This window comes from Rhodococcus xishaensis, assembly GCF_004011825.1.
In the GTDB taxonomy this organism is placed as follows: domain Bacteria; phylum Actinomycetota; class Actinomycetes; order Mycobacteriales; family Mycobacteriaceae; genus Prescottella; species Prescottella xishaensis.
The window spans coordinates 208,339-233,199 of sequence record NZ_RKLO01000002.1; the positions used below are offsets into that span (position 1 = coordinate 208,339).

General features: G+C 66.9%; 21 protein-coding genes. 8 read left to right on the forward strand and 13 right to left on the reverse strand.

Going from position 1 to position 24,861, the window contains the following annotated elements; genetic code table 11:
* Positions 1–156: 156 nt before the first annotated feature.
* On the forward strand, positions 157–1,089 hold the full coding sequence (locus tag EGT50_RS05410) for a hydrogen peroxide-inducible genes activator (RefSeq protein ID WP_127951568.1): 933 nt from the start codon (positions 157–159) through the stop codon (positions 1,087–1,089).
* A gap of 21 nt (positions 1,090–1,110) precedes the next feature.
* On the opposite strand, the gene EGT50_RS05415 is transcribed toward EGT50_RS05410, so the two are convergent.
* The gene (locus EGT50_RS05415; RefSeq protein WP_127951569.1) at positions 1,111–1,881 is read right to left on the reverse strand and encodes a LysR substrate-binding domain-containing protein; all 771 of its coding nucleotides are present in this window, start codon (positions 1,879–1,881) and stop codon (positions 1,111–1,113) included.
* Between the two features lie 73 nt (positions 1,882–1,954).
* Here EGT50_RS05415 and EGT50_RS05420 point away from each other — a divergent pair, with 73 nt between their 5' ends.
* Positions 1,955–2,386 (forward strand): DUF5997 family protein, encoded by a 432-nt coding sequence (locus tag EGT50_RS05420; protein ID WP_127951570.1) that lies wholly within the window; start codon positions 1,955–1,957, stop codon positions 2,384–2,386.
* An 18-nt stretch (positions 2,387–2,404) separates the two neighbouring features.
* Here the strand turns inward: EGT50_RS05420 and EGT50_RS05425 are convergent, their stop codons facing one another.
* The 5 genes from EGT50_RS05425 to EGT50_RS05445 form a co-directional block, all read right to left on the reverse strand.
* On the reverse strand, positions 2,405–3,319 hold the full coding sequence (locus EGT50_RS05425; protein ID WP_127951571.1) for a diacylglycerol kinase: 915 nt from the start codon (positions 3,317–3,319) through the stop codon (positions 2,405–2,407).
* Positions 3,316–4,896 carry an FAD-binding oxidoreductase gene (locus EGT50_RS05430; protein ID WP_127952194.1) on the reverse strand — a complete coding sequence of 527 codons (1,581 nt, stop codon included), beginning with the start codon at positions 4,894–4,896 and terminating at the stop codon, positions 3,316–3,318. Before EGT50_RS05430 ends, EGT50_RS05425 begins: the two co-directional genes overlap by 4 nt.
* Before the next feature lie 82 nt (positions 4,897–4,978).
* Positions 4,979–7,498: a DEAD/DEAH box helicase gene (locus EGT50_RS05435; RefSeq protein ID WP_127951572.1), complete on the reverse strand. Its 2,520-nt coding sequence runs from the start codon at positions 7,496–7,498 to the stop codon at positions 4,979–4,981.
* 60 nt (positions 7,499–7,558) lie between these two features.
* Entirely contained in the window at positions 7,559–8,593 is a 1,035-nt protein-coding gene (locus EGT50_RS05440; protein WP_127951573.1) for an alpha/beta fold hydrolase, read from the reverse strand.
* A gap of 223 nt (positions 8,594–8,816) precedes the next feature.
* Positions 8,817–9,743 (reverse strand): proteasome assembly chaperone family protein, encoded by a 927-nt coding sequence (locus EGT50_RS05445; protein ID WP_127951574.1) that lies wholly within the window; start codon positions 9,741–9,743, stop codon positions 8,817–8,819.
* A 270-nt stretch (positions 9,744–10,013) separates the two neighbouring features.
* Between EGT50_RS05445 and EGT50_RS05450 the strand changes: the two genes are divergently transcribed.
* Both EGT50_RS05450 and EGT50_RS05455 read left to right on the forward strand, forming a co-directional pair.
* Positions 10,014–10,739, forward strand: a complete 726-nt coding sequence (locus EGT50_RS05450) for a DUF5642 family protein (protein ID WP_127951575.1) — start codon at positions 10,014–10,016, stop codon at positions 10,737–10,739.
* A gap of 150 nt (positions 10,740–10,889) precedes the next feature.
* Complete coding sequence (locus EGT50_RS05455) at positions 10,890–12,050, forward strand: DUF4192 domain-containing protein (RefSeq protein WP_127951576.1); 1,161 nt, start codon at positions 10,890–10,892, stop codon at positions 12,048–12,050.
* Here EGT50_RS05455 and galE read toward each other — a convergent pair.
* Both galE and EGT50_RS05465 read right to left on the reverse strand, forming a co-directional pair.
* Entirely contained in the window at positions 12,030–13,025 is a 996-nt protein-coding gene (galE, locus tag EGT50_RS05460; RefSeq protein WP_127951577.1) for a UDP-glucose 4-epimerase GalE, read from the reverse strand. The two genes, EGT50_RS05455 and galE, sit on opposite strands and share 21 nt — an antisense overlap.
* A gap of 39 nt (positions 13,026–13,064) precedes the next feature.
* Positions 13,065–13,751, reverse strand: a complete 687-nt coding sequence (locus tag EGT50_RS05465; protein ID WP_127952197.1) for a metal-dependent transcriptional regulator — start codon at positions 13,749–13,751, stop codon at positions 13,065–13,067.
* Between the two features lie 153 nt (positions 13,752–13,904).
* Here EGT50_RS05465 and EGT50_RS05470 point away from each other — a divergent pair, with 153 nt between their 5' ends.
* Together EGT50_RS05470 and EGT50_RS05475 are read left to right on the forward strand one after the other, a co-directional pair.
* Positions 13,905–15,179 (forward strand): acetoin utilization protein AcuC, encoded by a 1,275-nt coding sequence (locus tag EGT50_RS05470; protein ID WP_127951578.1) that lies wholly within the window; start codon positions 13,905–13,907, stop codon positions 15,177–15,179.
* Complete coding sequence (locus EGT50_RS05475; RefSeq protein ID WP_127951579.1) at positions 15,172–17,859, forward strand: bifunctional acetate--CoA ligase family protein/GNAT family N-acetyltransferase; 2,688 nt, start codon at positions 15,172–15,174, stop codon at positions 17,857–17,859. Before EGT50_RS05470 ends, EGT50_RS05475 begins: the two co-directional genes overlap by 8 nt.
* A gap of 128 nt (positions 17,860–17,987) precedes the next feature.
* Here the strand turns inward: EGT50_RS05475 and EGT50_RS05480 are convergent, their stop codons facing one another.
* The 3 genes from EGT50_RS05480 to EGT50_RS05490 all read right to left on the reverse strand — a co-directional run bounded on the left by EGT50_RS05480 (position 17,988) and on the right by EGT50_RS05490 (position 20,990).
* Positions 17,988–18,956 carry a sigma-70 family RNA polymerase sigma factor gene (locus EGT50_RS05480; protein WP_127951580.1) on the reverse strand — a complete coding sequence of 323 codons (969 nt, stop codon included), beginning with the start codon at positions 18,954–18,956 and terminating at the stop codon, positions 17,988–17,990.
* A 151-nt stretch (positions 18,957–19,107) separates the two neighbouring features.
* Positions 19,108–20,586: a DUF7782 domain-containing protein gene (locus EGT50_RS05485; protein ID WP_127951581.1), complete on the reverse strand. Its 1,479-nt coding sequence runs from the start codon at positions 20,584–20,586 to the stop codon at positions 19,108–19,110.
* 47 nt (positions 20,587–20,633) lie between these two features.
* Positions 20,634–20,990, reverse strand: coding sequence for a DUF3099 domain-containing protein (locus tag EGT50_RS05490; RefSeq protein ID WP_127951582.1), 357 nt, complete (start codon positions 20,988–20,990; stop codon positions 20,634–20,636).
* 107 nt (positions 20,991–21,097) lie between these two features.
* On the opposite strand from EGT50_RS05490, the gene EGT50_RS05495 reads away from it, so the two are divergent.
* Positions 21,098–21,334, forward strand: a complete 237-nt coding sequence (locus EGT50_RS05495) for a DUF3039 domain-containing protein (RefSeq protein ID WP_127951583.1) — start codon at positions 21,098–21,100, stop codon at positions 21,332–21,334.
* On the opposite strand, the gene EGT50_RS05500 is transcribed toward EGT50_RS05495, so the two are convergent.
* Positions 21,307–22,455, reverse strand: a complete 1,149-nt coding sequence (locus EGT50_RS05500) for a YihY/virulence factor BrkB family protein (protein ID WP_127951584.1) — start codon at positions 22,453–22,455, stop codon at positions 21,307–21,309. The two genes, EGT50_RS05495 and EGT50_RS05500, sit on opposite strands and share 28 nt — an antisense overlap.
* 300 nt (positions 22,456–22,755) lie before the next feature.
* Between EGT50_RS05500 and EGT50_RS05505 the strand changes: the two genes are divergently transcribed.
* Entirely contained in the window at positions 22,756–24,492 is a 1,737-nt protein-coding gene (locus tag EGT50_RS05505) for a DEAD/DEAH box helicase (protein ID WP_127951585.1), read from the forward strand.
* Between the two features lie 140 nt (positions 24,493–24,632).
* Here EGT50_RS05505 and EGT50_RS05510 read toward each other — a convergent pair whose 3' ends face one another.
* The gene (locus EGT50_RS05510; RefSeq protein WP_127951586.1) at positions 24,633–24,827 is read right to left on the reverse strand and encodes a DUF7455 domain-containing protein; all 195 of its coding nucleotides are present in this window, start codon (positions 24,825–24,827) and stop codon (positions 24,633–24,635) included.
* Positions 24,828–24,861 lie beyond the last annotated feature (34 nt).

The following is a 24,861-nucleotide window of genomic DNA, read 5'->3' on the forward strand; positions in this document are numbered from 1 at the left end:
GGGCACGCACCGTGGACTCGGTGCTGCGCGCTACCTCGAGCGGGTCTGGGAAGCCGGAGTTGTCGCGGCTTCACGTCCTGCGCCGTTCGGTATGGACGAATACTGCCCGAAACGTTTCAAAAGGTAAAATCGATAGGTAGTACTACACTGATAGGTATGGCTGATGGGACTTATCAACCGACACTGTCGCAGCTGCGTGCCTTCGTCGCGGTGGCCGAGTATCGCCATTTCGGAACGGCCGCATCACGCTTGAATGTGAGTCAGCCCACGTTGTCGCAGGCGCTCGCATCGCTCGAGAACGGCCTCGGAGTGCAGCTGATCGAGCGCAGCACCCGGCGTGTGTTGGTGACAGTCGCGGGCGAGCAGCTGCTCACCCAAGCCAAGTTGATCCTCGATGCTGCGGACGGTTTCGTCGCCGCCGCGGCCGGGGTAGGCGATTCCCTCGTCGGTCCCCTGCGCATCGGTTTGATTCCGACGGTCGCACCCTACGTGCTGCCGGCTGTGCTCTCCGCGCTCAGGCGGGAGATGCCCGCGCTGGTGCCGCAGGTCATCGAGGACCAGACCGCACGCCTGCTCGAGTCCCTCCGGGCCGGCGTGATCGACGTCGCCGCGATGGCGTTGCCGTCGGAGGCGCCAGGTCTGATCGAGATCCCTTTGTACAAAGAGGAGTTCGTGCTTGTCCTGCCGACGGGGCACGCGCTCGCGGGCCGCAGCGACCTATCGCTCGACGTGCTCGACGAACTCCCCCTACTGCTCCTCGACGAGGGGCACTGCCTGCGCGATCAAACGTTGGACCTGTGCCGGTCGGTCGATGCGCACCCGCCGTCCGGGGACACGCGTGCGACCTCCCTCGCGACGGTCGTGCAGTGCGTGGCAGGGGGATTGGGCGTGACGCTGGTGCCCGACTCGGCCGTTCCTGTTGAGACCCGGCGCGGTGACCTCGCCACCGCGCGATTCGCCGACCCGACCCCTGGCAGGACGATCGGCCTGGTTTTCCGGGCGTCGAGCGGGCGTGCCGAGGAGTACCGGAAGCTGGTGCAGTTGCTGCGCAGTGCGGCGCCGACCGGTGTGGCCGCTGTCGAGGGCTGACCGCACGAGCACAGCCCGCCGTCAGCGGCGTCTGCGCCCGCCTGTCCTCGACTTGGACCCCGACTTGCCGGCGGCGCGGCGCCGGTCTTGTGTCCTCGGCTTGCCGGATCTGGCCTGAGTCTGTTCACGTGGCCCGAGCCCTGTGCTCTTTCCTGTCTTGCTCTTCGGTGTCTGGGCCGGGTTGCGGCCACGCGAACTGTTCGCGGTGCGGCCGCGGACGATCCCGATGAACTCTTCGACAAGATCAGTCGTCCGGTCCTCCACCCACGACAGCGCAACGCGGGACTCCGGTGCTCCGTCGACAGGCCGGTACGTGAGGTCCTTACGGTGGTGCAAGCGCGCGAGCGACTGCGGAACGACGACGACACCGACGCCCGCGGCGACGAGCGCGATCGCGTCGCCTGTCGAGGACGGGCGGTCCAGTGCGGGGCGCCCCGGGAGTTGGTGCCACGCCAGTGGAGTGTCGAGCGGGTCGAGGACGAGTTCGTCTGCGAGATCGGCGAGCGCGATCTGCTCGGCGGCGGTGAACACGTGGTCTTTGGGCACTACGACGACGGGTACCTCTGCATACAGCGGGATGACGCTGAGACCGTCGCGTTCGACCGGGAGGCGCAGCAGGGCAGCGTCGGCTCGGTCCTCGCGCAGTGCTGCGGCGGCGTCGGCGGCATCGACTGCGATCAGTTCGAGCGGCGACTCGGGCATCCGCTCGCCCCATATGCGGACCCACTTCGCCGGCGTGACACCGGGGACGTACGCGAGCCGGAACGGTCGGGCTTCGGTCGACTCGGTCACCGGGTCAGGCTACCCGCCAACGTCCCGGAGTCGCCGGTGCCACCGGGTGCTGCCTGCTCGCTACCCTTGACGCATGACGTCGCAGAAGAGCTCCCAGACGATGAAGCCGGCCACCGCCGCCAAGAAGCTGGGTGTGTACCTCCAGGCCACCCCCGCCGAGTTCCAAGCCGGAGTGGTCTCTCGCGACGACCTGAACGAATGGCAGACCAACCCACCGGAGTGGCTCGCCACGCTGCGCCGTGAAGGTCCGCACCCGAAGAACGTCGTCGCCGCCAAGCTCGGTGTGTCGATCTCCGGTCTAGCCCGTGGCGGTGTCGCCGAAGCCCTCACCACCGCACAGATCGAGGACCTGCTGGCCGACCAGCCGGACTGGCTCGTCGCCGAGCGGGCCAATCTCGTCGAGGTCCGCAAGGAGGAGAAGCGGATTCGGGAGCAGCAGGCTACGACGCGTGAACAGTCGAACCGCAGGCCGCGTAACGCCGGGCCGTTCAAGCCGTCGACCTAGTGGCCCCGCTGTCGCGACTCAGGCCGGCGCGTGACTGAGGATGTGCAACGCTGCCGGAACCGCCTCGATCGTCACCGGGAGAGGCCCGACTCTGTCCCCGTCCGCATAGGCTGGGATGCCCTCGCACTGCAACCGCACCGTCCGCGAACGGTAGGTCTGCACATCGGGTAACTCCACGTGCGTGCCCTTGTAGACCCGTGGGAACAGTCGGACCAGCCTCGATCGACGACCGTGCTCGACGACCGTCACATCGAGCAGACCGTCGGTCCGGTCCGCCTTCGGGCAGATCTGCATCCCGCCGCCATATGAACGGCCGTTGCCGACTGCGACGAGCGTAGCGTCGACCTGAACGGTTTCGTCGTCCAGCTCGATGCGGTGGCGCAGGGGCTTGACCTGCGAGAGTTCCACGAGCATCGCCAGGTTGTACCGCATCCGGCCCTTCGGCCATGACATCCGGTTGGCGCGATCCGCGACCAGCGAATCGAAACCGCTGGCAACGATGGTGCCGGCCCAAACGACCGAACCGTCGCCGAGCGTGATCCGAGCCAGGTCGGACTCCTGCACCTCACCGTCGGCGATCACATCCGCCGCCGCGACTGGGTCACCGACGGGGGTTCCGAACTCACGTGCGTGGTCGTTGCCGGTTCCCGCCGGTATCAGCCCGATCGGCACCCCGGACTGCGCAGCTGCCTGCAACCCGATGCTGATCGAACCGTCGCCGCCCACGACGGCGAGCGCGTCGGTGCCCCCTTCGATGGCTCGCAGGGCCAACTTGCGGGCGTGATCGGCGTCCGTCCCGATAATTTCCGTGACGGCAACTTCCCGCTCACGCAAGCGTGCGACCGCCTTATGACCGGCGGTCAGTCCGTTGCCGTTCCCGGCAAGCGGGTTGATCAGGACGGCGACCTTCTCGATCGCCTTCTGTGTACTCACGGAATCAGCTTGCCGGGGTTGAGGATTCCCGCGGGATCGACTGCATTCTTGACAGCTCGCAGGACGGTGACACCCAGGTCGCCGATCTCGTCCCGCATCCACGGACGATGATCGACGCCGACGGCGTGGTGGTGCGTGATCGTCCCTCCGGCGGCCATGATCGCGTCACCAGCGGCGGTCTTGGCCCTGCTCCATTGGTCGATCGGGTCTTCGTTCTGCGCGCACACGATGGTGAAGTACAGTGACGCACCCGTCGCGTAGGTGTGCGAGATGTGGCACAGCACCAGCGCCGGGGTTCCCTGCACGGACAACGACTCGGTAAGCGCCTTCGTGACCGCGGCACGCAAGGTGGCGAGATTGCCCCAGGTGGTGGCCGTCTCGAGGGTCTCGACCAGCGCACCCGCATCGAGCAGGGCGTCGCGCAGGTAGGGCGCGTCGAAACGGCCATGTTCCCAATTGCTTCCGGGGCCCTCGCCCAGCGATGTCGCGCCGTGAGACTGCAGGACCGCGCGGGCCTCGGCCACCCGCTGTGCGGTGTGTTCGGTGGTGCCCTCGAACGTGGTGATTGCCAGGCAACCACCGGTTACGGCCTCCTCGCCGATCTTGTCGTGGGTCGCGAGATTGACTCCCGTTTCAGCCTCGTCGGACAGCCGCAGCACGGTCGGGACCGCGCCCTGTTGCCGCAGTGCTCGCAGTGCCGCCGCACCGGTCTCGAAATCCGGAAAGCGCCACCCCTCATGGACGACGGACTCCGGAAGCGGATGCACCTGCACACGGACCTGGGTGATGACGCCGAGCGTCCCCTCCGAGCCGACGAACAACTCGCCGAGATTCGGACCCGCCGCGGACGCAGGCGCCCGCCCGGTGTCGAGGATGCCCGCCGGGGTCACCACCCGCAGGCCCTGCACCATGTCTTCGAACCGGCCGTAACCAGCGGAAGCCTGCCCGGAGGAGCGAGTCGCCGCGAAGCCGCCGATGGTGGAGAACATGAAGCTCTGCGGGAAGTGCCCAAGAGAGAAGCCGTGCGCGCCAAGCAGTTCCTCGACCCTGGGACCGGGCAGACCCGCTCCCAGGGTCGCGATTCCCGAGTCGGTGTCGAGGTCGATCAGCGAGTCGAAACGGCGCATGTCGAGCGAGAGAACCGCGTCGAATCGGTCGCGCACAGGGTCGAGTCCGCCGACGGCGCTGGTGCCGCCGCTGAACGGCACCACGGCGATCGAGTTGTCGGCGCAGTACCTGAGGATCTCGGTGATTTCGGCCTCGGTGCCAGGGATGACCACAACATCTGGTGCGTCCTGCTGTTTGGTGCTGCGGCGCCGCAGCAGGTCGATCGTGCTCTTACCGCCGGACCGCAGCAGTCGATCGTTGTGGGCGGTACTGCAGAACTGTTCGCCGACGAGCGCGGCGAGCGCGGCGAGTTGCCCTTCGGACACCGCGCTCGGGGCCAGGGGCACGTCGTCCGCCACGCGTTCAGGCGCCTCTCGAGTCGTGACGCCGAGGGCCTGTTGCAGCAGCCCCTTGATGCCGCCCGAGAGGGTCGTGCTCTTCTCCGGCGCGCCCCACGCATCCCACTTCATCGGGGGTGCGGTCAAGGCTGCTTGATCTTCCGATCGCTCAATACTCATGTGTTGCAGTGTCACACATCACACAAGAGCGCAACTAGCCCTCGGCCACCTCGAACTCGTCGAAGACCACCTCGCCGGCCGCGTCGGATTCGGCGAGGTTGACCTCACCAAGCAGCGCCCAGCCGTGGTCGCCCTCCGGGTCGTCGAGGACCTGTCGCACCCGCCACAACTTCGGCTCGACGGTTACCTGGAAGAGCAGCGGTCCACGAGCCGAGGGGCCGGTTCCTATCTCGTCGTACTCGTCGAAGTACAACTCCATGAGGTCGGCCCAGTCGTCGGCGTCGAGGGCGTCTCCGAGCTCTGCCAGTTCCTCCCAGCGCTGCCGCGCCGCCAGCTCGACGCGGCGGAACATCGCGTTGCGGACCATCACCTTGAAGGCTCGGGTGTTCGTGGTGATCGGCCGCGGCGTGTCGGCGCCGAACGCAACCTGCTGGTCGTCGGACTCGGCGCCTGGGTTCGTCAGCTGCTCCCACTCGTCGAGCAGGCTCGAGTCCACCTGGCGGATCAACTCACCCAGCCACTCCGTGAGATCCTCGAGCTCCTCGGTACGGGCCTCCGCCGGAACTGTCTGCCGCAGTGCGCGGTACGCGTCGGCGAGATAGCGCAGCACCAGACCTTCGGACCGGGCCAGACCGTAGTGGCTGATCAATTCGGCGAACGTCATCGACCGCTCCACCATGTCGCGCACCACGGACTTGGGGGAGAGAGTGAACTCGCTCATCCACGGATGACCCGCTCGATAGGTCTCGAATGCGGGGAACAGCAAGTCCGCCAATGGCTGTGGCCACGTGATCTCCTCGAGGAGTTCCATACGCTCCTCGTACTCGATGCCGTCGGCCTTCATCTCGGCGATCGCCTCACCCCGCGCGGCGTGCTGCTGAGCCATGAGGATCTGCCGTGGGTCGTCCAGCGTGGACTCGATCACCGACACGACGTCGAGTGCGTAGCTGGGGGATTCGACGTCGAGCAGTTCGAGTGAGGCGAGCGCGAACGGCGACAGCGGCTGATTGAGTGCGAAGTCGCGCTGCAGGTCTACCGTGAGGCGCGCCATTCGCCCGTGCTCGTCAGGCTCGTCGAGCTGCTCGACGATGCCCGCCTGCAGCAGCCCCCGGTACAGACGGATCGCCTTGAGAATGTGGCGGCGCTGCGCCGGCCGCGGCTCGTGGTTGTCCTCGAGCAGATGTCGCATCGCTTGGAAACCGTTTCCGGGCCTCGCGATCACGTTGAGCAGCATGGAATTGCTCACCGAGAACCGCGACACGAGCGGCTCGGGGGACGCGGCGGTCAGCTTGTCGAACGTGCCTTCGCCCCACGACACGAAACCTTCCGGGGGCTTCTTCCGCTGCACCTTCCGCCGTTTCTTGGGGTCGTCTCCGGCCTTGGCCAGCGCCCGCACGTTCTCGATCTCGTGCTCGGGTGCCTGAACCACGACATTGCCGAACGTGTCGTAGCCGGCGCGGCCCGCACGGCCGGCGATCTGGTGGAACTCGCGCGCCCGCAGCTGGCGGGTGCGGGTGCCGTCGAACTTCGTCAGGCCCGTCAGCAGCACCGTCCGGATCGGCACGTTGATGCCGACACCGAGAGTGTCGGTGCCGCAGATGACCTTGAGCAGGCCGTCTTGTGCCAGCCGCTCGACGAGTCTCCGGTACTTGGGCAGCATGCCTGCGTGGTGGACGCCGATACCGTGACGTACCAAGCGCGACAGGGTCTTCCCGAACCCGGTGGTGAACCGGAAGCTGCCGATGGCCTCCGCGATCGCGTCCTTCTCGGAACGACTGCACAGGTTCACGCTCGTCAGGGCTTGTGCCCGCTCGAGGGCTGCCGCCTGCGTGAAGTGCACGACGTACACGGGAGCCTGGTGGGTGGTGACCAGTTCCGCGATCTCCTCGCCGATCGGAGTCTGCGAGTAAGAGAAGTGCAGCGGCACGGGCCGCTCGGACCCCGACACCTCCGCCGTCTCCCGACCAGTCCGCTGGGTGAGGTCTTTGCGCAGGTAGGTGACGTCGCCGAGAGTTGCAGACATCAATAGGAACTGGGCCTGCGGCAGTTCGATCAGCGGAACTTGCCATGCCCAGCCGCGGTCCGGCTCGGAGTAGAAGTGGAACTCGTCCATGACGACCTGTCCGATGTCGGAGCCCGGACCTTCACGTAGCGCGAGGTTCGCGACGATCTCGGCGGTGGCGCAGATGATCGGGGCCGATGAATTCACCGACGCATCGCCGGTCATCATCCCGACGTTGTCTGCACCGAACACATCGCACAGAGCGAAGAACTTCTCACTCACGAGCGCCTTGATCGGTGCGGTGTAGAACGTGCGCCGACCTTCGGCGAGCGCGAAAAAGTGCGCGCCGAGCGCGACCATCGACTTACCCGAGCCCGTGGGGGTGGCAAGGATGACGTTGGCCCCGGAGACAAGCTCCATGAGCGCTTCCTCCTGCGCCGGGTACAACTGCAGGCCGCGGTCACTGGTCCACGAGGTGAACGCGTCGAAGAGGGCGTCGGCATCGACACGGGTGGGGTGGACGGTTCCGGGGAGCAGATCGGGCAGCAGCACTGTTACAGGCTAGAGCCTCGCGGGGCCATACCGGCATTCCGGACCGAGGTGGCGCAGTCCTCAGGTGGCGCTGCGCTCGTCGGACCCCATCGCGTCGAGCACCGCCATCCGGGTTTCCGGCGTGCCGGTGATCGTGCCCTCGCCGACTCCGTGTACAAGGAGTTCGCGCCAGCGGTCCGGGTCGAACTCGAGCGGCGCCGTCGATTGCAGGAAGTCCTCGACGACTTTCAGGAACCTGAGCGGATCGTCCCGGAACGGGAAATGCCCTGCGTTCTCGAAGATCTCGAGATTCGAACCCGGCATCGCCGAGTGCGCGAGATGGGCATGGCTGACCGGGATCACCGAGTCGCGCTCGCCCCAGATGATCTGGACCGGCAGGTTCTCGGTCAGATAGCACCGGTCGAGGATGGTCACCACCTGGCCGCGCCAGTCGACGACGGACCGCAACGTCCGCAGGTATGCCTCGTACGCCGTGGGGTCGGGCAGGTCACCGAGAACCCGCACCAGGTCCGGGGTGTCGTGCAGCATCGCGCCCGGCCGCAACGGCGAGCCATGCACGTTGGCGATGATCTCGCTCGCGGCCCGGACCGCAGCCATCGCGCCCGGAATGCGCAGCAGCTTGAGGGCCTCGTTGACCACGGGCACGGAGATGAGCCGCAGCAACGGATGCACATCCTTGGTCACACCGCCGGCCGACACCAGGACCAGGCGTTCGACCATCTGGGGGAACTGGTACGCGAACTGCATCGCGACGCCGCCACCCAATGAGTGCCCGACGACGGTGGCCCTGTCGACACCCAGCACCGACAGCAGATCCCGCATGCCGTTCGCATAGGCGGCCACGGAGTAGTCCGCGCGGGGCTTGTCCGAACGGCCGTGGCCCAGCAGATCGGGAGCGATGACGGTGTGGTGCTGGGCCAGGTGCGGGATGATCTCACTCCAGGTCGACGAATTGTCGCCGATCCCGTGGATGAGGAGGAGGGCGGGACCCTCGCCGGCGATGCGGAACGCTCGGCGGTAACCGTGGATGGTCCGGAAGACGAGCCGCGGCTCTGCGTCCGGTACCGGGCGGAGCATACGCGTGCGAGTGTCCATATCGCCTCCTGAAGCCGCCGCCCGGCTCGGGCGCCGCTCAGATGTTGATCACGTGAGTATATCCGTGCACCGAGAGAGAGCCGTGCACCGAAACAGTGGGTGCCCTCTCGCTGTGAGGGTTACTTCGGATAACGGAAAGGTTTCGTTAACAACGATACATGGACATACAAACAAACGACCGGCTAATCGCAAACTCGGACCCCGCCACCCCTCCTGGAGCCGTCTAGCCGTCCTCGCCCCGCGATTGCTCGGCCAGAAAGCGTTCGAACTCCGCGCCCAGTTCCTCACCGCTCGGGAGATCGTCGTCGGTCGCGAGGAGCGAGGACTGCTGTTCCTGGGCAGCGACATAGGAGTCGTACTGGCTCTCGAGCGCGCGCACCACGGCCTGGACCTCCTCGTTCGAGGCGACGTGCTCGTCGATCTGCTCGCGAATGCGCGCCGACGCCTCACCGAGCGCGACCAGTGGCAGTTCGAGGTTCCCGATCTCCATGACGTTCTCGAGCAGCGTCTCAGCCGCAGCCGGGTACTCGGTCTGTGCGAGGTAGTGCGGAACGTGCACGGAGTAGCCCACCGACTCGTGGCCGTGCTGGCTCATTCGCAGTTCGAGCAGCGACGATGCGCTACCAGGAACGCGGAGTTCGCCCGACCAGCGGTGGTGACCCTTGATCAGCTCCTTGTTCGTCGAGTGCGCGGTCACGCTCAGCGGACGCGTGTGCGGAACCGCCATCGGAATCGCGTTGATCCCGATGGTGCGGCGAACTCCCAGCTGTTCGGCAAGCAGTCTCACCGCCGTGGTGAATCGCTCCCAGCGTAGATCCGGCTCCATGCCGGCCAGGAGGAGGAAAGGTGTGCCAGCCGTGTCACGCAGGGCGTAGAGGTTCAGCTCGGGTGACTGGTAGTCGGAGAAGTGGTCGGCCTTGAACGTCATCGTGGGTCGTCGAGACCGGTAGTCGATCAGCTCGTCGACGGCGAACGACGCCACCAGCTCGGACTCGAGGCTTTCACGTAGGTGCTTGGTGGCCAGCTTCACCGCGTGCCCGGCATCGGAGAATCCCTCGAGGCCGTGAACCAGAACTGGGCCCAGGCCGTCGGCGGTGGACAGATGCGGCGCCGGGAACTCCAGCTCGTACATCTTCGACTGCTCGTCCATGACGGCTCCCTTTCATTTCGATTGTCTGTTTCCAGTGTCCCTCACCACCTGCCGGCGACCGAAACCGGAGACACTGGACGAGGTGCTGGGCGCCGACCGCGTTCATCGCACGGCGCTCCCAGAAAGCCAACACCGGATTGGCGAAGTCGATTCCCGAGGGCCGCTCGCGGCGACGGGGCGGGCCTTCGGTCCGGTTCGCGAGCGGTGCGGCGGCGGGTGTGTCACCCTGAGCGGTGGATCGCAGCGACCCAACGGCGGGAGGGGCCGAGAATGTCGACGCGGACACGCCTCGCGCCGATACTCGTTCTCGGGTCGGTCGTGTTGGGCGCCGGTGCGCTCCCCCTCGGGTGTTCCACGAAGGTGGACGGTGCAGCCCGTCCAGTCGGTGACGACCTTTCCAGCTCCCGGGCCCTTGCTGAACTACTCCTCGAGCCGTCGTCCTTTCCGCCACAGTATTCGGCCATCGTCCTTCCTCCACAAGCGGTTTCGCAGGCGGCACCTGATTTGGCGGGTATCCCGCCGGGTGCGCGAGTGGACCCGGCGGGGTGCAAGCCGCCGGCACAGGACTACGGGACCGATGGCACGGCGATGGTTGTAGGCACCGACAACGTGAACCGTTCCACGATCACGATCGAACTCGTCCGGGTCCAGACGCCCCTCGCCGACCTCGGCGCTCGGGTCGCCGAGTGCCCTGAGGTGACCGCCACCCGCAGCGGGGTCGAATCCACCGTGACGACCGTGCTCACCCCGGCGCCTCCGATCGACGCCGACGAGACCCTCGCACTTCACCGGACGGTCAACTCGGGGCGGGGCGAACAGGAGGTCACACAGTCGATGCTGACCCTCTTTGCCCAGGTCGGGGAAGTGCGCGTGCAGGCGACGTCCATGTCGTTCGGGGCCGCCGCCGACACCGCCAACCTCGACGCCGCCACCCACGACACCGCTACCCTCGACGAGCTCTTCAGATCCGCGGTTCTGAAGGTGCGGGCCGGCTGAGTGCGGAAAGTAGCACGCGGGTCCGACCCGGATCGAGGTCCGGACTGCTCGACTCACGGGTTGTACACAGTAGGAGACGCGATCCACAGATCCGCGAAAACCCCTGGCGGGTTCGGATTCGGCGACCGCCGTGCGAGGCAGGGTCGGCATATGACGACCCCAGCATCCCCACACGGTTCGCACCTCCCTCCGGGCTCGGACACCCTCTCGCCGTCGAGCGCGGACCTCGACGTTCGTTGCACAGTCCGGATCTCAGATCCGGGCACGTTGATCAGTGCGGTCCCGGCGTTGCTCGGATTCCACCCGCGCCGCTCCCTCGTTGCGATCTGCCTTGCCGGGACGAGCGTCGGTGCCGTGATGCGTCACGACCTGCTATTGACGGACGCCGAGGTCATGGACCCCGTCCTCGACCAGTTCGCGGCCGTCGCCGCTCGGGAGGGGGCCGACCGGATGCTGGCCGTCATGGTCGACGACCGGATTCCCCCTCGGCCCACGGCAGGGGACCTGGACCGGTACGCAGGTATCGCCGACAAGTTCCGGGACGTACTGCGCCGCGGAGGAACCGAACTCGTTGCCGTGCACGTCTGCTCGGGAATCCACTCCGGAACGCCCTGGCGAGATCTCTTCGGGGCCGGCCGAGGAGTGCTTCCCGACCCGACCGCCTCCGAGGTGGCCGTGGCCCAGGTCCTGGGAGGGCGTCCGATCCGCGGATCTCGTGAGGAGCTCGAGGCGATTCTCGACCCCGTTTCCCCGCACGAACAGGTGCGTGTCGCCGACCTGATCGACGCCGCGCGCGAGGAGCGTGCGAGAGACGCTGCCCTGGCCCGGGCGGCCACAGACGGTGTCGGAGCTCATCGGCACAGCCTGGAGCGGGTACTCACGCAGATCGCACAGCTCGAATCCGGTGACGAGCCGCCCACGCAGGAGTGCGCGGAGCTGGCGCTCATGCTCGAAATCCCCAGTGTCCGCGACTCCCTGCTCGCACTGTCGACGGGCGAGCAGGCCGAGGCCGCCGAACAGATGTGGATTCACCTGGGCAGAACCTTGCCCGCACCGGAACGTGCCGAGCCCCTTGCGCTACTGGGATACAGCGCATACGTACGCGGGGATGGGCCGATGGCCGGCGTGGCGCTGTGCGCGGCTCTCTCTGCCGACCCGACTCACCGCTTGGCGAAACTTCTCGACGACGCTCTTCAGACCGGCGTCCGGCCGGACGCTCTCCGCGACCTCGCGATCGTCGGTCACCAGGTCGCGCGCGATCTCGGCGTGCAGCTGCCGCCGGTCGGGCCGCTACCGCCGCGCGGCGTGTGAACGATCGCCGAGCCCCTGCAGGTACGTCCAGGCGTCGGAGACGATCTCGTCGAGGTCGGTGTGCTGTGGTCGCCAGCCCAGCTCGTCGATCGCGCGTTCGCTCGACGCGATGAGCACGGCCGGGTCGCCGGCTCGGCGGGGCGCGTCTTCGGCGGCGATGGTCAGGCCTGTGACCTTCTCGCACGCCGAAATCACTTCGCGAACAGTGAATCCGGCGCCGCTTCCGAGGTTGTAGATCCTGTGGTGGCCCGGTTCCGACGACTCCAGCGCCAACAGATGGGCCTCGGCGAGGTCGAGTACGTGGATGTAGTCCCGAACGGCGGTGCCGTCCTTGGTCGGCCAGTCGGTGCCGAACACCGAGATCTTGTCACGTTGACCGAGCGCGACCTGCAGCACGAGGGGAATGAGATGCGTTTCGACGATTCGGTTCTCGCCGGCACCCTTGTATGCGCCGGCAACGTTGAAGTACCGCAGGCTCGTTGCGGCGAGTGAGTGGGCCTTGGTGTACGAGGTGATCGCGTGATCGATCGCGAGTTTGGTGGCACCGTACGGGTTGGTCGGACGAGTCGGCGCATCCTCGGTGATCGGAGTCCGTTCGGGCTCACCATAGGTCGCCGCCGTCGACGAGAAGACCAGCCGTGGGGTGCCGGACAGTCGCATCGCCTCGAGCAGAGCCAGCGTCGTGACGACGTTGCCCTCCCAATACTGTTCGGGCTTTTCCACAGACTCGCCGACGAGCGACTGCGCGGCAAAATGCAGGACGCCGTCGAAACGCGGTGAGCTGTCGCCGGACCCGAGGACAGACCGGGCGACAGCAGCGATATCACCCTCGATGAACTCGGCGTTCGCGGGTACCGCGTCGGCATTGCCGGTCGACAGGTTGTCGACGACAACGACCTCGTGGCCGCGTTCGAGCAGGACCGTGCTGCACACGCTGCCCACGTAGCCGGCACCGCCGGTAACCAGAAGTCTCACCGTTTGTCTCCTCGCTGGCCGGATCCGGCGAGCGAGGAGTCAGACCTGCTTCACCTGGACGGCGTGGGCCATATCCTCGGGAAGTTCGAATTCGTCGTGACCAGAAGCGGTGATCGTCACCGAACCGGGCCTGGTCTCGACTGTAACCCTTGCGTCGGGGACCACGCCTGCCACACGGAGTTGACCGATCAGCTCGGGATCCGACTGGACGTGCTCGGCCAGACGGCGGACGACGACGGCCGTCGGCTTGCCGACGGGGATGTCGGTGAGACGGATCAGCGACTCCGAGTTGCTTACCGGACGTTCGAGGCCCAGGTCAGCGAGGCCGGGAATCGGGTTCCCGTACGGGGACGTCGTCGGATTGTTGAGCACCTCGACGAGTCGCCGTTCGACCTCCTCGCTCATGACGTGCTCCCAACGGCACGCCTCCGCGTGCACCTGGTCCCAGTCGAGGCCGATGACGTCGACGAGCAGGCGCTCCGCGAGCCGATGCTTCCTCATCACGGCGACCGCGAGGCTGCGACCCTTCTCGGTCAACTCCAGGTGCCGGTCGCCCGCAACCTGCAGCAGTCCGTCGCGTTCCATGCGGGCAACGGTCTGGCTCACGGTCGGCCCGCTCTGGTCGAGCCGCTCAGCGATTCGTGCGCGCAGCGGGACGACGCCCTCTTCTTCCAAGTCGTAGATCGTCCGGAGGTACATCTCCGTGGTGTCGACCAGATCTTTCACTCTCACACCCCTTCGTCTGAAGAGGATTCTACCGGGCGGACTTCCCACGGGCCCCGCGTCCGGGCCCAGCGCGTTGCCACCGTCCATCGAGGGCCCGGTAACGACCTGTGCGGTGGCCTCGCGCGGGGCACACGGTGGAAGTAACTTGAGTTCATGAGTGCACGGACTGGTCCCGTCGAGGAGGCCCCAGCTTCCGGAGTCGGACGTGTCGTGGTGTGGAGCCCGGACTATCTCAGCTACCGGTGGAGTCCACAACACCCGATGAACCCGAACCGACTCGAGCTGACCATGGATCTCGCCCAGGGGCTCGGGCTCATGGAGGGAGTGGAGGTCGTCCGTCCCGACGCGGCATCCGATGTCGAACTGCTTCGTATCCACACACCGGCGTACGTAGAGGCGGTCAAGCACGCAGGCTCCCGGGATGCCGGCGACCTGCCGCCGGAAGTCGCGACGCGGCACGGCCTCGGCACCGAGGACAATCCGGTGTTCCCACGGATGCACGAGGCCAGCGCGATCCTCGCTGGTGGAACCCTCGCTGCGGCACAGCAGATCGCTTCGGGGCACGCTCGACGCGCGGTGAGCATCGGCGGCGGAATGCACCACGCGATGGCGGACTGGGCGTCGGGCTTCTGTGTGTACAACGACGTCGCGATCGCCATTTCCTGGTTGCTGGACAACGGATTCGACCGCATCGCCTACATCGACATCGACGCCCATCACGGCGACGGTGTACAGCACGCGTTCTTCGGCGACCCCCGGGTGCTGACGATCTCCATCCACCAGCATCCGGCGACACTGTGGCCGAACACCGGGTGGTCGAGCGAGATCGGTGCCGGCGCCGCCGAGGGCACCGCGATCAATCTTCCGGTACTGCCCGGCACCGTGGATTCACTGTGGTTGAGAGGATTTCACGCGGTGGTGCCCGCCGCAGTGGCGGCGTTCCGGCCACAGATCGTGATCAGCCAGTGCGGTGCGGACAATCACCGTGAAGACCCGTTGGCGGATCTTGCGCTCACCGTCGACGGCCAGCGTGCTGCGTACCTGGCGATGCGGGATCTGGCGGATCGGTACGCGGAGGGGCGATGGCTCGCGGTCGGCGGCGGCGGATACGGACTCGTGCGAGTGGTGCCGAGATCGTGGACCCATCTGATCGCATCGGTACTCGACCGTGAGATCGACCTGGGCACCGCTACCCCCGAAGCATGGCGCGAGAAGGCTCACGCGATCGTGCCGAGCGTTGATCCGCCGACGACGATGGGTGAGGCCGCCGACACGTCGTTCATGCGGTGGGACGGTCCCGGGGGAACTCCGGAGACTGGCGTTGCGTCGACGGACCGGGCACTGACCCGGATCGACTCGGCTGTCATCGCGACCCGCCGTGCCACGTTCCCGCTGCTCGGACTCGATCCGGAGGACCCGCGTGACTGATGGAACGACAACGGGCGCTGACCTCGAACGTGCCCACGACTTTCCTCCTCACTGGCTGGCCGACGTGCTCGCGGCGGACGGTGGGGCGGTGCATCTGCGGCCGATCGTTCCCGAGGACGCCGACAAGCTCGTGGCCTTCCACGGCAAGCTGTCCGAGCGCACCCGCTATTTGCGCTACTTCGGTCCGTACCCAACGATGTCGAAGCGCGACATCGTCAACTTCACCACCGTCGATCACCACAACCGGGTGGCGTTGGTGGCGATCCTCGGCGACGAGATCATCGCTGTCGGCCGCTACGAACGGCTCGGCGGTGTGGGCGACGGCAGGTCGGCCGAGGTCGCCTTCGTAGTCGCGGATGCGCACCAGGGCCGGGGGTTGGGGCCGATTCTGCTCGAGCATCTAGCCGGCGCGGCCGCCGAGAACGGCTTGAACATGTTCGTCGCAGAGGTTCTCGCCGAGAACCGCAACATGGTGTCGGTGTTCCGGGAGGCCGGATACCAGGTCAGTCGCAGTTTCGAGGACGGTCTGCTGCGACTCGAGTTCGCCATCGACCCCACCGAAGCCCTTTTGTCCGTGCGAAATTCGCGTGAGCGGGCGGCGGAGGCACGAAGTGTGCGCAACGTCCTGAGTCCCCGGTCGGTCGCGGTGATCGGCGCCTCCACCGACAGCTCCAAGGTCGGCAACGCGGTCCTGGTGAACCTGCTACGCGGCAACTTCACCGGGCCGGTCTACCCGGTCAATGCCGAGCACCGCTCGGTGCGCGGAGTCCGCGCCTACCCGACGGTCCGGGACATCCCCGACGACGTCGACCTCGCTGTGGTCGCCGTCCCGGCGGAATCCATCGACTCGGTCCTCGACGACTGTCTTGCCAAGGGTGTCAGGGGACTCGTCGTCGTCTCCGCCGGGTTCAGTGAGTCCGGTCCGCCCGGACGTGACTCGGAGCGCCGACTGGTCCACGCGGCGCGGGCTCACGGCATGCGACTGATCGGCCCCAACGCACTCGGCGTCGCGAACAACGACGTGGCGGTGTCCTTGAACGCGACCCTCGCCCCGGTGCTGCCGCAACGGGGCAACGTGGGCTTCTTCTGCCAGTCCGGTGCGCTTGGTATCGCGATCCTCGATCAGGCCGCCAAGCGGCGACTGGGGCTTTCGACGTTCGTCTCCGCCGGAAACCGCGCCGATGTCTCCGGCAACGACCTGCTCCAGTACTGGGACACCGACCCCGAGACCGAGGTGGTCCTGCTCTACCTGGAGAGCTTCGGCAACCCCCGCAAGTTCTCCCGGATCGCTCGACGGGTGGCCCGCACCAAGCCGATCGTCGCCGTGAAGAGTGGCCGACACGCGGTGCCACCGGCGCTCGCCGTCACCGGCGTGGCGATGGACGATTCGATCGTGCGTGCGCTGTTCGAGCAATCCGGTGTCGTGCAGGTCGGCTCGATCTCGCAGCTGTTCGACTGCGCGCTGCTCTTCGGGTACCAGCCGCTGCCGGCAGGGCCCCGGGTAGCTGTGGTCGGTAACTCGAGCGCGCTCGGCGTACTGGCCGCCGATGCGGCGCGTCGCGAGGGATTGCAGGCGGGGGAGCCCGTGGACCTCGGGGCGCAGGCCAGCCCAGAGGTGTTCGCCGAAGCGGTCTCGACAGCACTGGCGTCGTCCGACGTCGACGCCGTGATCGCGGTGTTCGCTCCGCCGGTCGCTGTGGCCGTCGAACCGTACGCGCGGGCTCTGCGTGAGGCGGTCATCGAGGCCGACAAGCCGATCCTCACCACCTTCCTGGCGACCGAGGGTATCCCGGACGTGCTGGCGGTGCGCGGGGCGGACGGGAACCCGACGCGCGGTTCGGTGCCGTCGTTTCCAGGACCGGAACGGGCGGCGCTGGCACTCGCCCGGGCTTGGCGGTACGCCGCGTGGCGTGGACGTCCGGTCTCGAAGGTGGTCCGGCCCAACGGTATCGACCCGGACCGGGCCCGGCAGCTCGTGGAAGGCTGGGTCAGCGCGTCGAACGGGCGTTGGCTCTCGGACTTCGAGGCGGCACAACTGCTCGAGTGCTACGGAATCCACGTGGTCGAGTTCCGAGCGGCCACCACCGTGGACGAGGCGGTCCTGGCTGCCGACGAACTCGGCTATCCGGTCGCGGTCAAGGCGACCAGTGAGCTGTGGCGACATCGGCCCGACCTCAGCGGCGTCCGGCTCGATCTGGTCGGCCCGGATTCGGTGCGGACGGCGTACCGGGACCTGGCGTCGGCGTCGGGCGAGCCTCTGCTGCACGTCCAGAAAATGGCGACCAAGGGAATCGGCTGCGTGGTGGAGGTCCAGGACGATCCGTCTTTCGGTTCGCTGATCTCCTTCGGCCTGGCCGGTGTCATCTCCGATCTGCTCGGTGACCGCGCCTACCGGGTTCTTCCGCTCACCGAGGACGAGGCCGTGGAACTGATCGACGAACCGAAGGCGGCCCCGCTGCTGTCCGGGTACCGCAATGCAGTACCCGTCAACAAGCAGGCGCTCGTCGACCTGGTGCGACGGGTCTCGACGCTCGCCGACGACCTGCCCGAGGTCCGTGCCCTCTCCTGTGAACCGGTTCTGGCATCCGCCGAGGGCGCGCAGCTCACCGACGCCTGTGTGCGGATCGGGCCCGAACCGAGCGTGCCCGACGGCGGTCCGCGACGACTACGCGAGTGGTGAGGGGTTCGCTCGGTCGACCTGATCGAGCTCACCGGGTGGGGCCCCACCGGGAACGCGAGAACCCGGCCGGACGCGGATCCTGAGGGGGGAAGGATGCGCATCCGGCCGGGAAGCCGGGGCGAGGCGGGTCAGCCCGCGTAGGCGCGGAGGCGGTCGGCGCGCTCGCCCTGCCGGAGCTTGCCCATGACCTCACGCTCGATCTGGCGAACCCGCTCGCGGGACAGCCCGAACAGCTTGCCGATCTGGTCGAGTGTGCGTGGCTGTCCGTCGTCGAGGCCGTAGCGCAGACGGATCACCTGCTGTTCGCGCTCGTCGAGCGTGGCGAGGACGCTACGGACGTCGCTGTGCAGCAGACCCGCGATGACCGCGTTCTCGGCAGAGGTCGCCTCGGAGTCCTCGATGAAGTCACCGAGCGGAGCCTCCTCGTCGTTGCCGACGGGCATGTCCAGGCTCACCGGGTCGCGGCTGTGATCGAGCAGGTCCGCGATCTTGTGCACGGGGATACCCGATTCGTGCGAGAGTTCCTCGTCGGTCGCTTCGCGGCCGAGCTGCTGATGCAGTTCGCGCTTGATCCGGGCGAGCTTGTTGACCTGCTCGACGAGGTGGACGGGCAGCCGGATGGTGCGGCTCTGGTCGGCCATGCCGCGGGTGATGGCCTGGCGGATCCACCACGTCGCATAGGTCGAGAACTTGAAGCCCTTCGCGTAGTCGAACTTCTCCATGGCGCGGATCAGGCCCAGGTTTCCCTCCTGGATCAGGTCCAGGAGCGGCATGCCGCGTCCGGTGTAGCGCTTGGCGAGAGACACGACGAGGCGGAGGTTCGCCTCGAGCAGGTGCCGCCTTGCGGCCTCGCCGTCCCGGACGATCGTAGCCAGATCGCGCTTCTTCGCGGCCGAGAGTCGCTTTCTCTTCTCGAGGACGTACGCCGCGTACAGCCCAGCCTCGATCCGCCGCGCCAGATCCACCTCGTCCGCCGCTGTCAGCAGAGCGGTGCGGCCGATCCCGTTCAGATAGACGCGAACGAGATCCGCAGCCGGGCTCTGACCGTCCAGGTCGGAGTCGGCGATGCGGGGTCGAGTGGTGCTGGGGCTTGTCATGACGTGCCTCCTCGTCAGGGTGTCTCATATGCCTCAACGCCCCGGCGGACCGGGAAAGTTCCCGACGGAGTTCGACTCGACGGTCTGCGACCTGCGGATTCCCGTCGTTCCCCTGAGAAGTTCCTGAGAAGGCGAGGTTCGGGAACGGGCGTCAGGCTGGTGCGATGAGTCCGTGTCGCACCAGGGAGTGGACCAGCGGTACTGCCGTGGCCGCGAGCGCTTCTTCATCCTCGTCGTGCGCGCACGCGAGAAGCGTGACGAGGTCTTCCAACGGCAATCCGTCGGGGCGCATTCCCGCTAGCAGGGCTGCGGCGAGGTCATCGATCTCGTGCTGCCACCGGGGCCCCTTGCCGCGGTGTACCCGCGCCACCACCTGGCGCCAGCCGTCTTCGTCGGGCAGATACACCCGCTCCAGCGCAGTCTCGGGCCGGACCTCGAACCGCGCCGAGAGGACGTCGTTGTCGCGGAGCCACTCGAGCCGATCGAAGTACGCGAGAGCTTCGTCACCGAGCGGATCGTCAAAGCCGTGACGGAGGTCCTCGCACAGAATGTCCGACGGCGCGTCCGTGCGCCTCAGGTACACGAATCCGAATCCGACCCCCGCGACGTCGGCGTCCTCGAGATGGTCGAGCCACGCGTTCGCGCGCGCTTCGACGGCGGGATCCCGAGGATCCGACCCGCCGTCGCGTAGCCACGTCCCGACGTACAGGGCGGGATCGGCGACGTCCCGCTGGACGATCCATGCGTCGATCCCGTGCGCCGGCAGCCACGACGCGACCCGCCGACGCCAGTCCTCACCGTCGACGTGCAGCCACGACGCGAGCAGCGCCGCGGTGCCACCGGGTTCGAGATAGTCGACGGCACCCGAGATCATCAACTCGCTGGCCCCGTCGAGGTTCAGCCCGGAATCGCGGTAGGTGTGGGTGACGCGTGCCTCTCCGACCACGAACGGCGGATTCGCGACCACCTGATCGAATAGTCGGCCGCTGACGGGTTCGAACCACGATCCCTCGAGGATTTCGAAGTCGAGTCCGTTGAGGGCGGCAGTAGCCGCGGTGAGTGCCAGAGCGCGTGGGTTGATGTCGGTGACGGTGACCTTGCCTGCATAGTCGGCGGCGCGCAGTGCCTGGATTCCGCATCCGGTGCCGACGTCGAGAAGGGTGCCGACCGGGCGGGTCGGGGTGCCTCGCAGCAGTGACAGTGACGCCTCTCCCACGCCGATGACATGGTCTTCGACGCTCTCGCGGGGACGCATTGCGCCGTCGAGGTCCGCCAACGTCCACCGGTTACCGCTGCCCAGGTCGAGGGGTCGCAGATCGAGCTCGGCGCGAACGATGTCACCGTGGCGGGAAAGCAAGCCCGCGGCAACCGCGGCGTCGAGGTCGAGCGGGCGCAATGCCGTCGCGACGTCGGCCGCCGGACAGTCGTCGTTGAGAAGGAACAGCCGGATCAGATGTCCGAGTTCGCCGCCGTTCTCACAGGCTCGGCGAACGGGAACCGGCTCGTATCGTCCCAGTGCCGCATGCGCCTCCACGCCGAGGAGGTCGACGATCGAGTCGATGTCGTACTGCGCGCGCGTCAGCGCCTCGCGTAGCGGACCGCAGACAGACAACAGGAGGTCACGATTCACCCGAGCATTGTCGCAGCCGTCCACGAGAACGCGCCCGGGCGTACGGGTCAGCCCTCGATGGTTCGGTGCATCCTGGATTCGAGTGCGCGGGCGGCGTCGCGGTGGTCGTACCTGCTGGGCTCGTCTTTGGATCGGGGAGGCCGGTCGTTCGCGATGAGGACCGCGATCCAGGGCAGGGGAATGGACACCGCGATGATGCCCACCGAGATCCAGGGATTTCCGAAAGCGCCGTACGCGATCGCGGCGAGAACCAGTGCCGGGATCCGGAAGGACATGATGGTCAGGTACTTCCTGACGCGCGCCCGGTGTTGATCCTCGATGGACTGGGCGGCCTCGGTGATCAATGCCGGGTGGCGAGGTGTACCGCTTTCGGCATTCTCGCCGAACCCCGAAGTTCTTGCCATGGTTCTACTGTTGCACTATCGGTAGTCAAATGCACATGACGGTGCGGCTGCATATGGCTGTGGGCTGCATGTGACAGCGGGGGGCCGATGTGCGGCATCATGGTTTCGTGAGCACTTCCACAAAGGAACTTCCCGATACCACCACCGATGAGACCACCGACGACGATACGCCCAAGTTCTTCCACTATGTGAAGAAGGACAAGATCGCCGAGAGTGCGGTCATGGGCACCCACGTCGTCGCACTGTGCGGCGAGGTCTTTCCGGTCACACGGTCCGCGAAGCCCGGTTCTCCGGTATGCCCGGAGTGCAAGAAGGTCTACGACGGACTGCGCAAGGGCGACTGAGTCCCGGGGTCCTCGGAGGGGGTGGTAGGCACGTCGATCTGGTGCGTGCCTGCCGCCGTGTCGTCGTTCGACTGTGACGGATCCGACTGCGACGGATCCGGGATTGATCGATCCGACATGAATCGGATGGGGCCCGTGGCCAGCCGCCTGGTCAGATTGGTGACCCGGCCGCCGTCCTCGGACTCATCGACGGCAGCCTGCGCGGCGATCCAATCGCGGGCCTGTTGCATTCGGGTGGCCCTCGCCGGCCAGAACTCCTGAATCGTGGCGTTGAATTCGGCGCCGAGAACGATCGCGAACCCGAGGAAGAATGCGAACAGCAGGAAGGCGATCGGCGTCGCGAGCGCCCCGTATGTGTATCCGGTGCCGGTCACCCAGGTCAGGTAGCTCCGAAGGACCGTGCTTGCCGTGAGGAAGAACATGCCGGCGACCAGCGCTCCGCCGAGCAGTCGGTGCCACGGCAGCGACTTGGGCAGTGCCACCTTGTAGAGCGTGGTCAGTCCCACGATGAGCATCAGGCCGACCGCCGGGTAGTAGAAGGCGTCGACCATCTCGGCGCCGACGGTGCGCCAAGAGGCCGGAAGAACCCGACCGATCATCGTCGGGCCCATCGCAACGAGGGGGAGCGTGAAGACCGATAGGACGAGGAACCCCACGTAGAGCAGCAAGGCGAACACCCTCTGCCAGACAGGGTGCCGAGCGTCCTGCTGTCCGTGTGCTGCGACGATCGAGTCGACGAAGGTCGAGATCGCCGACGACCCAGCCCAAAGCGACAGCAGGAAGCCGGCAGAGATGATCCCCGGCCGCCCCCGCATGAGAACGTCGGCTACGGTCGGCTCGATAATCTGGTCGACGATGTTCTGGCTGAATACGGTCTCGCTGAACGTGACGATCTTCGACTGGATGATCTCCACCGTGTTGGGGCCGAACCATCCGCCGACGTAGCCGAGACTGCCGAGCAATCCCAGCAGGAGCGGCGGCAGCGACAGGGTCTGCCAGAACGCGGCGGTGGCGGACCTGCCGAAGATCGAGTCGTACCACGCCTTCGACACCGTGCGGCCGCCGACCCGCATACACAATCGAAGCGGGTGGCGCCTCATGGCGGACGGCGTTTCGCTCATCGTGATCCCAGGATTCCTGACGGCGCGATCGAATACCCGCTGTGGTCCCCCGACGTGCCCCGACCGATTCTGCCACCAAGGCGCGATCTGGGGTCGAGGTGACGCAGGGTGTCGTCGGTCCAGTGCACCCCAAGCGGGCGTGGGTGATGCGAAATCGGTCGGTCCAGGGCGCTAGGCTCCTGCGCGGGCGTCGCCGAATATCGTGTCGGATCCGAGCGGTCGACAGCCGACTTCAGTGAAGCAAGGGGCGGGGAAGCAAGGAGTGGGAACAATCGTGCGAATCCAGTGGCGAGGTGCGAAGTGAGCGCTGAACCCGGAAGTGTCGATCGAGCACCTGTTCCCACGAGTTCGCTACGCATATGGCAGCGACGCGCGCTGACGAAGTATCTGGCAACCAAGCCGCGGGACTTCCTCGCTGTTGCCACACCGGGTGCAGGGAAGACCACGTTCGCCCTTCGGGTCGCATCCGAACTGCTGCGGGACCGCACTGTAGACCAGATCACCGTGGTCGCCCCGACCGAGCACCTCAAGCATCAGTGGGCCGAGGCGGCCGCATTCAGCGGCATCGCGCTGGACTCGCGGTTCTCGAACTCGACGGGTCAGACGTCGTCGGATTACCACGGCGTCGTCGTGACCTATGCACAGGTCGCGTCGCACCCGTTCAAACATCGTGCCCGCACGGAGGCGCGCCGCACCCTGGTGATCCTGGACGAGATCCACCATGGCGGCGACGCGAAGAGCTGGGGTGAGGCGATTCGTGAGGCGTACGGTGACGCCACGCGCCGACTCGCCTTGACCGGAACACCTTTCCGAAGCGACGACAGCTCGATTCCCTTCGTGACGTATGAGCCTGACAACGAAGGCCACATGCGCTCGAAGGCGGACCATTCGTACGGTTACGCGGACGCCCTTGCCGACGGTGTGGTTCGCCCGGTCGTGTTCCTGGCGTATTCCGGTGAGGCCCGCTGGCGCAACAGCGCGGGCGAGGAGTTCGCCGCCCGCCTCGGAGAGCCGCTCAGCGCGGAGCAGACTGCCCGAGCCTGGCGCACAGCACTCGACCCGGCCGGTGACTGGATCCCGTCGGTGCTCACCGCAGCGAACACGCGTCTCGACCAACTGCGCGCCGGTGGCATGCCGGACGCCGGCGGGTTGGTGATCGCCACCGACCAGGCGGCAGCCCGCGCCTACGCCAAGAAGCTCGAGGCCATCACCGGTGAGGCGCCGGCCCTCGTCCTGTCCGATGACCCGACCGCGTCGAACCGGATCGCCGAGTTCTCCGAGAGCACCCAGAAATGGATGGTCGCGGTCCGCATGGTGTCCGAAGGCGTCGACGTGCCCAGACTCGCCGTCGGTGTCTACGCCACGAGCGCGTCGACTCCGTTGTTCTTCGCGCAGGCCGTCGGTCGATTCGTGCGTTCTCGGGTCAAGGGGGAGACGGCGAGCGTGTTCGTGCCGTCGGTGCCGATCCTGCTCGACCTTGCCAGCCAGCTCGAGGCCCAGCGCGACCACGTCCTCGGCAAGCCGCACCGGGAGAAGGACGGCTTCGACGATGACCTGCTGGCTGACGCGAACAAGCAGCAGGACGAACCCGGGGAGGAGGAGAAGGCTTTCACGTCGCTCGGTGCCGACGCCGAACTCGACCAGGTGATCTACGACGGCTCGTCCTTCGGTACGGCCACCTTTTCCGGATCCGACGAAGAGGCCGACTACCTCGGCCTGCCCGGACTACTCGATGCCGAGCAGATGCGGGCTCTGCTCCGGCAGCGGCAGCAGAAGCAGTTGGACAAGCCTGCTGCAACGTCGGAGCCGGTGGTCGTCCCGGCGGCGCAGACGGTCACCGAACGAGTAGCGGCCGCCGGGCAGCTCGCGAGTCTGCGGCGCGAGCTCAATTCCCTGGTCGCGATGCATCATCACCGGACCGGTAAGCCACACGGCGTCATCCACGGCGAACTGCGCCGGATGTGCGGCGGCCCGCCGACGGCGATCGCGACCGTCGAGCAGCTCACCGACCGCATCGCGATGCTGCGTCAGTGGTAGGCCAGCACTACGTCGCGGCGTGCAGAAACACCTGGCTGCAGAAGGATTGGCTGCGGAAACACCGAAGCGGGTGACCACAGATGGTGGTCACCCGCTTCGGTGCAGGGGACGGACGGAGGTCCGCCCGGAAGGCTGACTCGCTAGACGGTCGCCTCGGAGTCGCTGACAATCGTCGCGTTCATCTCACGGAGACGGCCGGCGTGCTCGTTGGCGTGGTGCTGGCAGAAGAGAAGTTCTCCTCCGCTGGCAAGCACGGCGCGCACACGGGCTCCTGCGCTGCACCGGTCGCACCGGTCGGCAGCGGTCAATGGGGTGCTGGTCAGTGTTCCGGGCATGACTCCTCCGAACTGATGGTGGGTTCGCACCCAC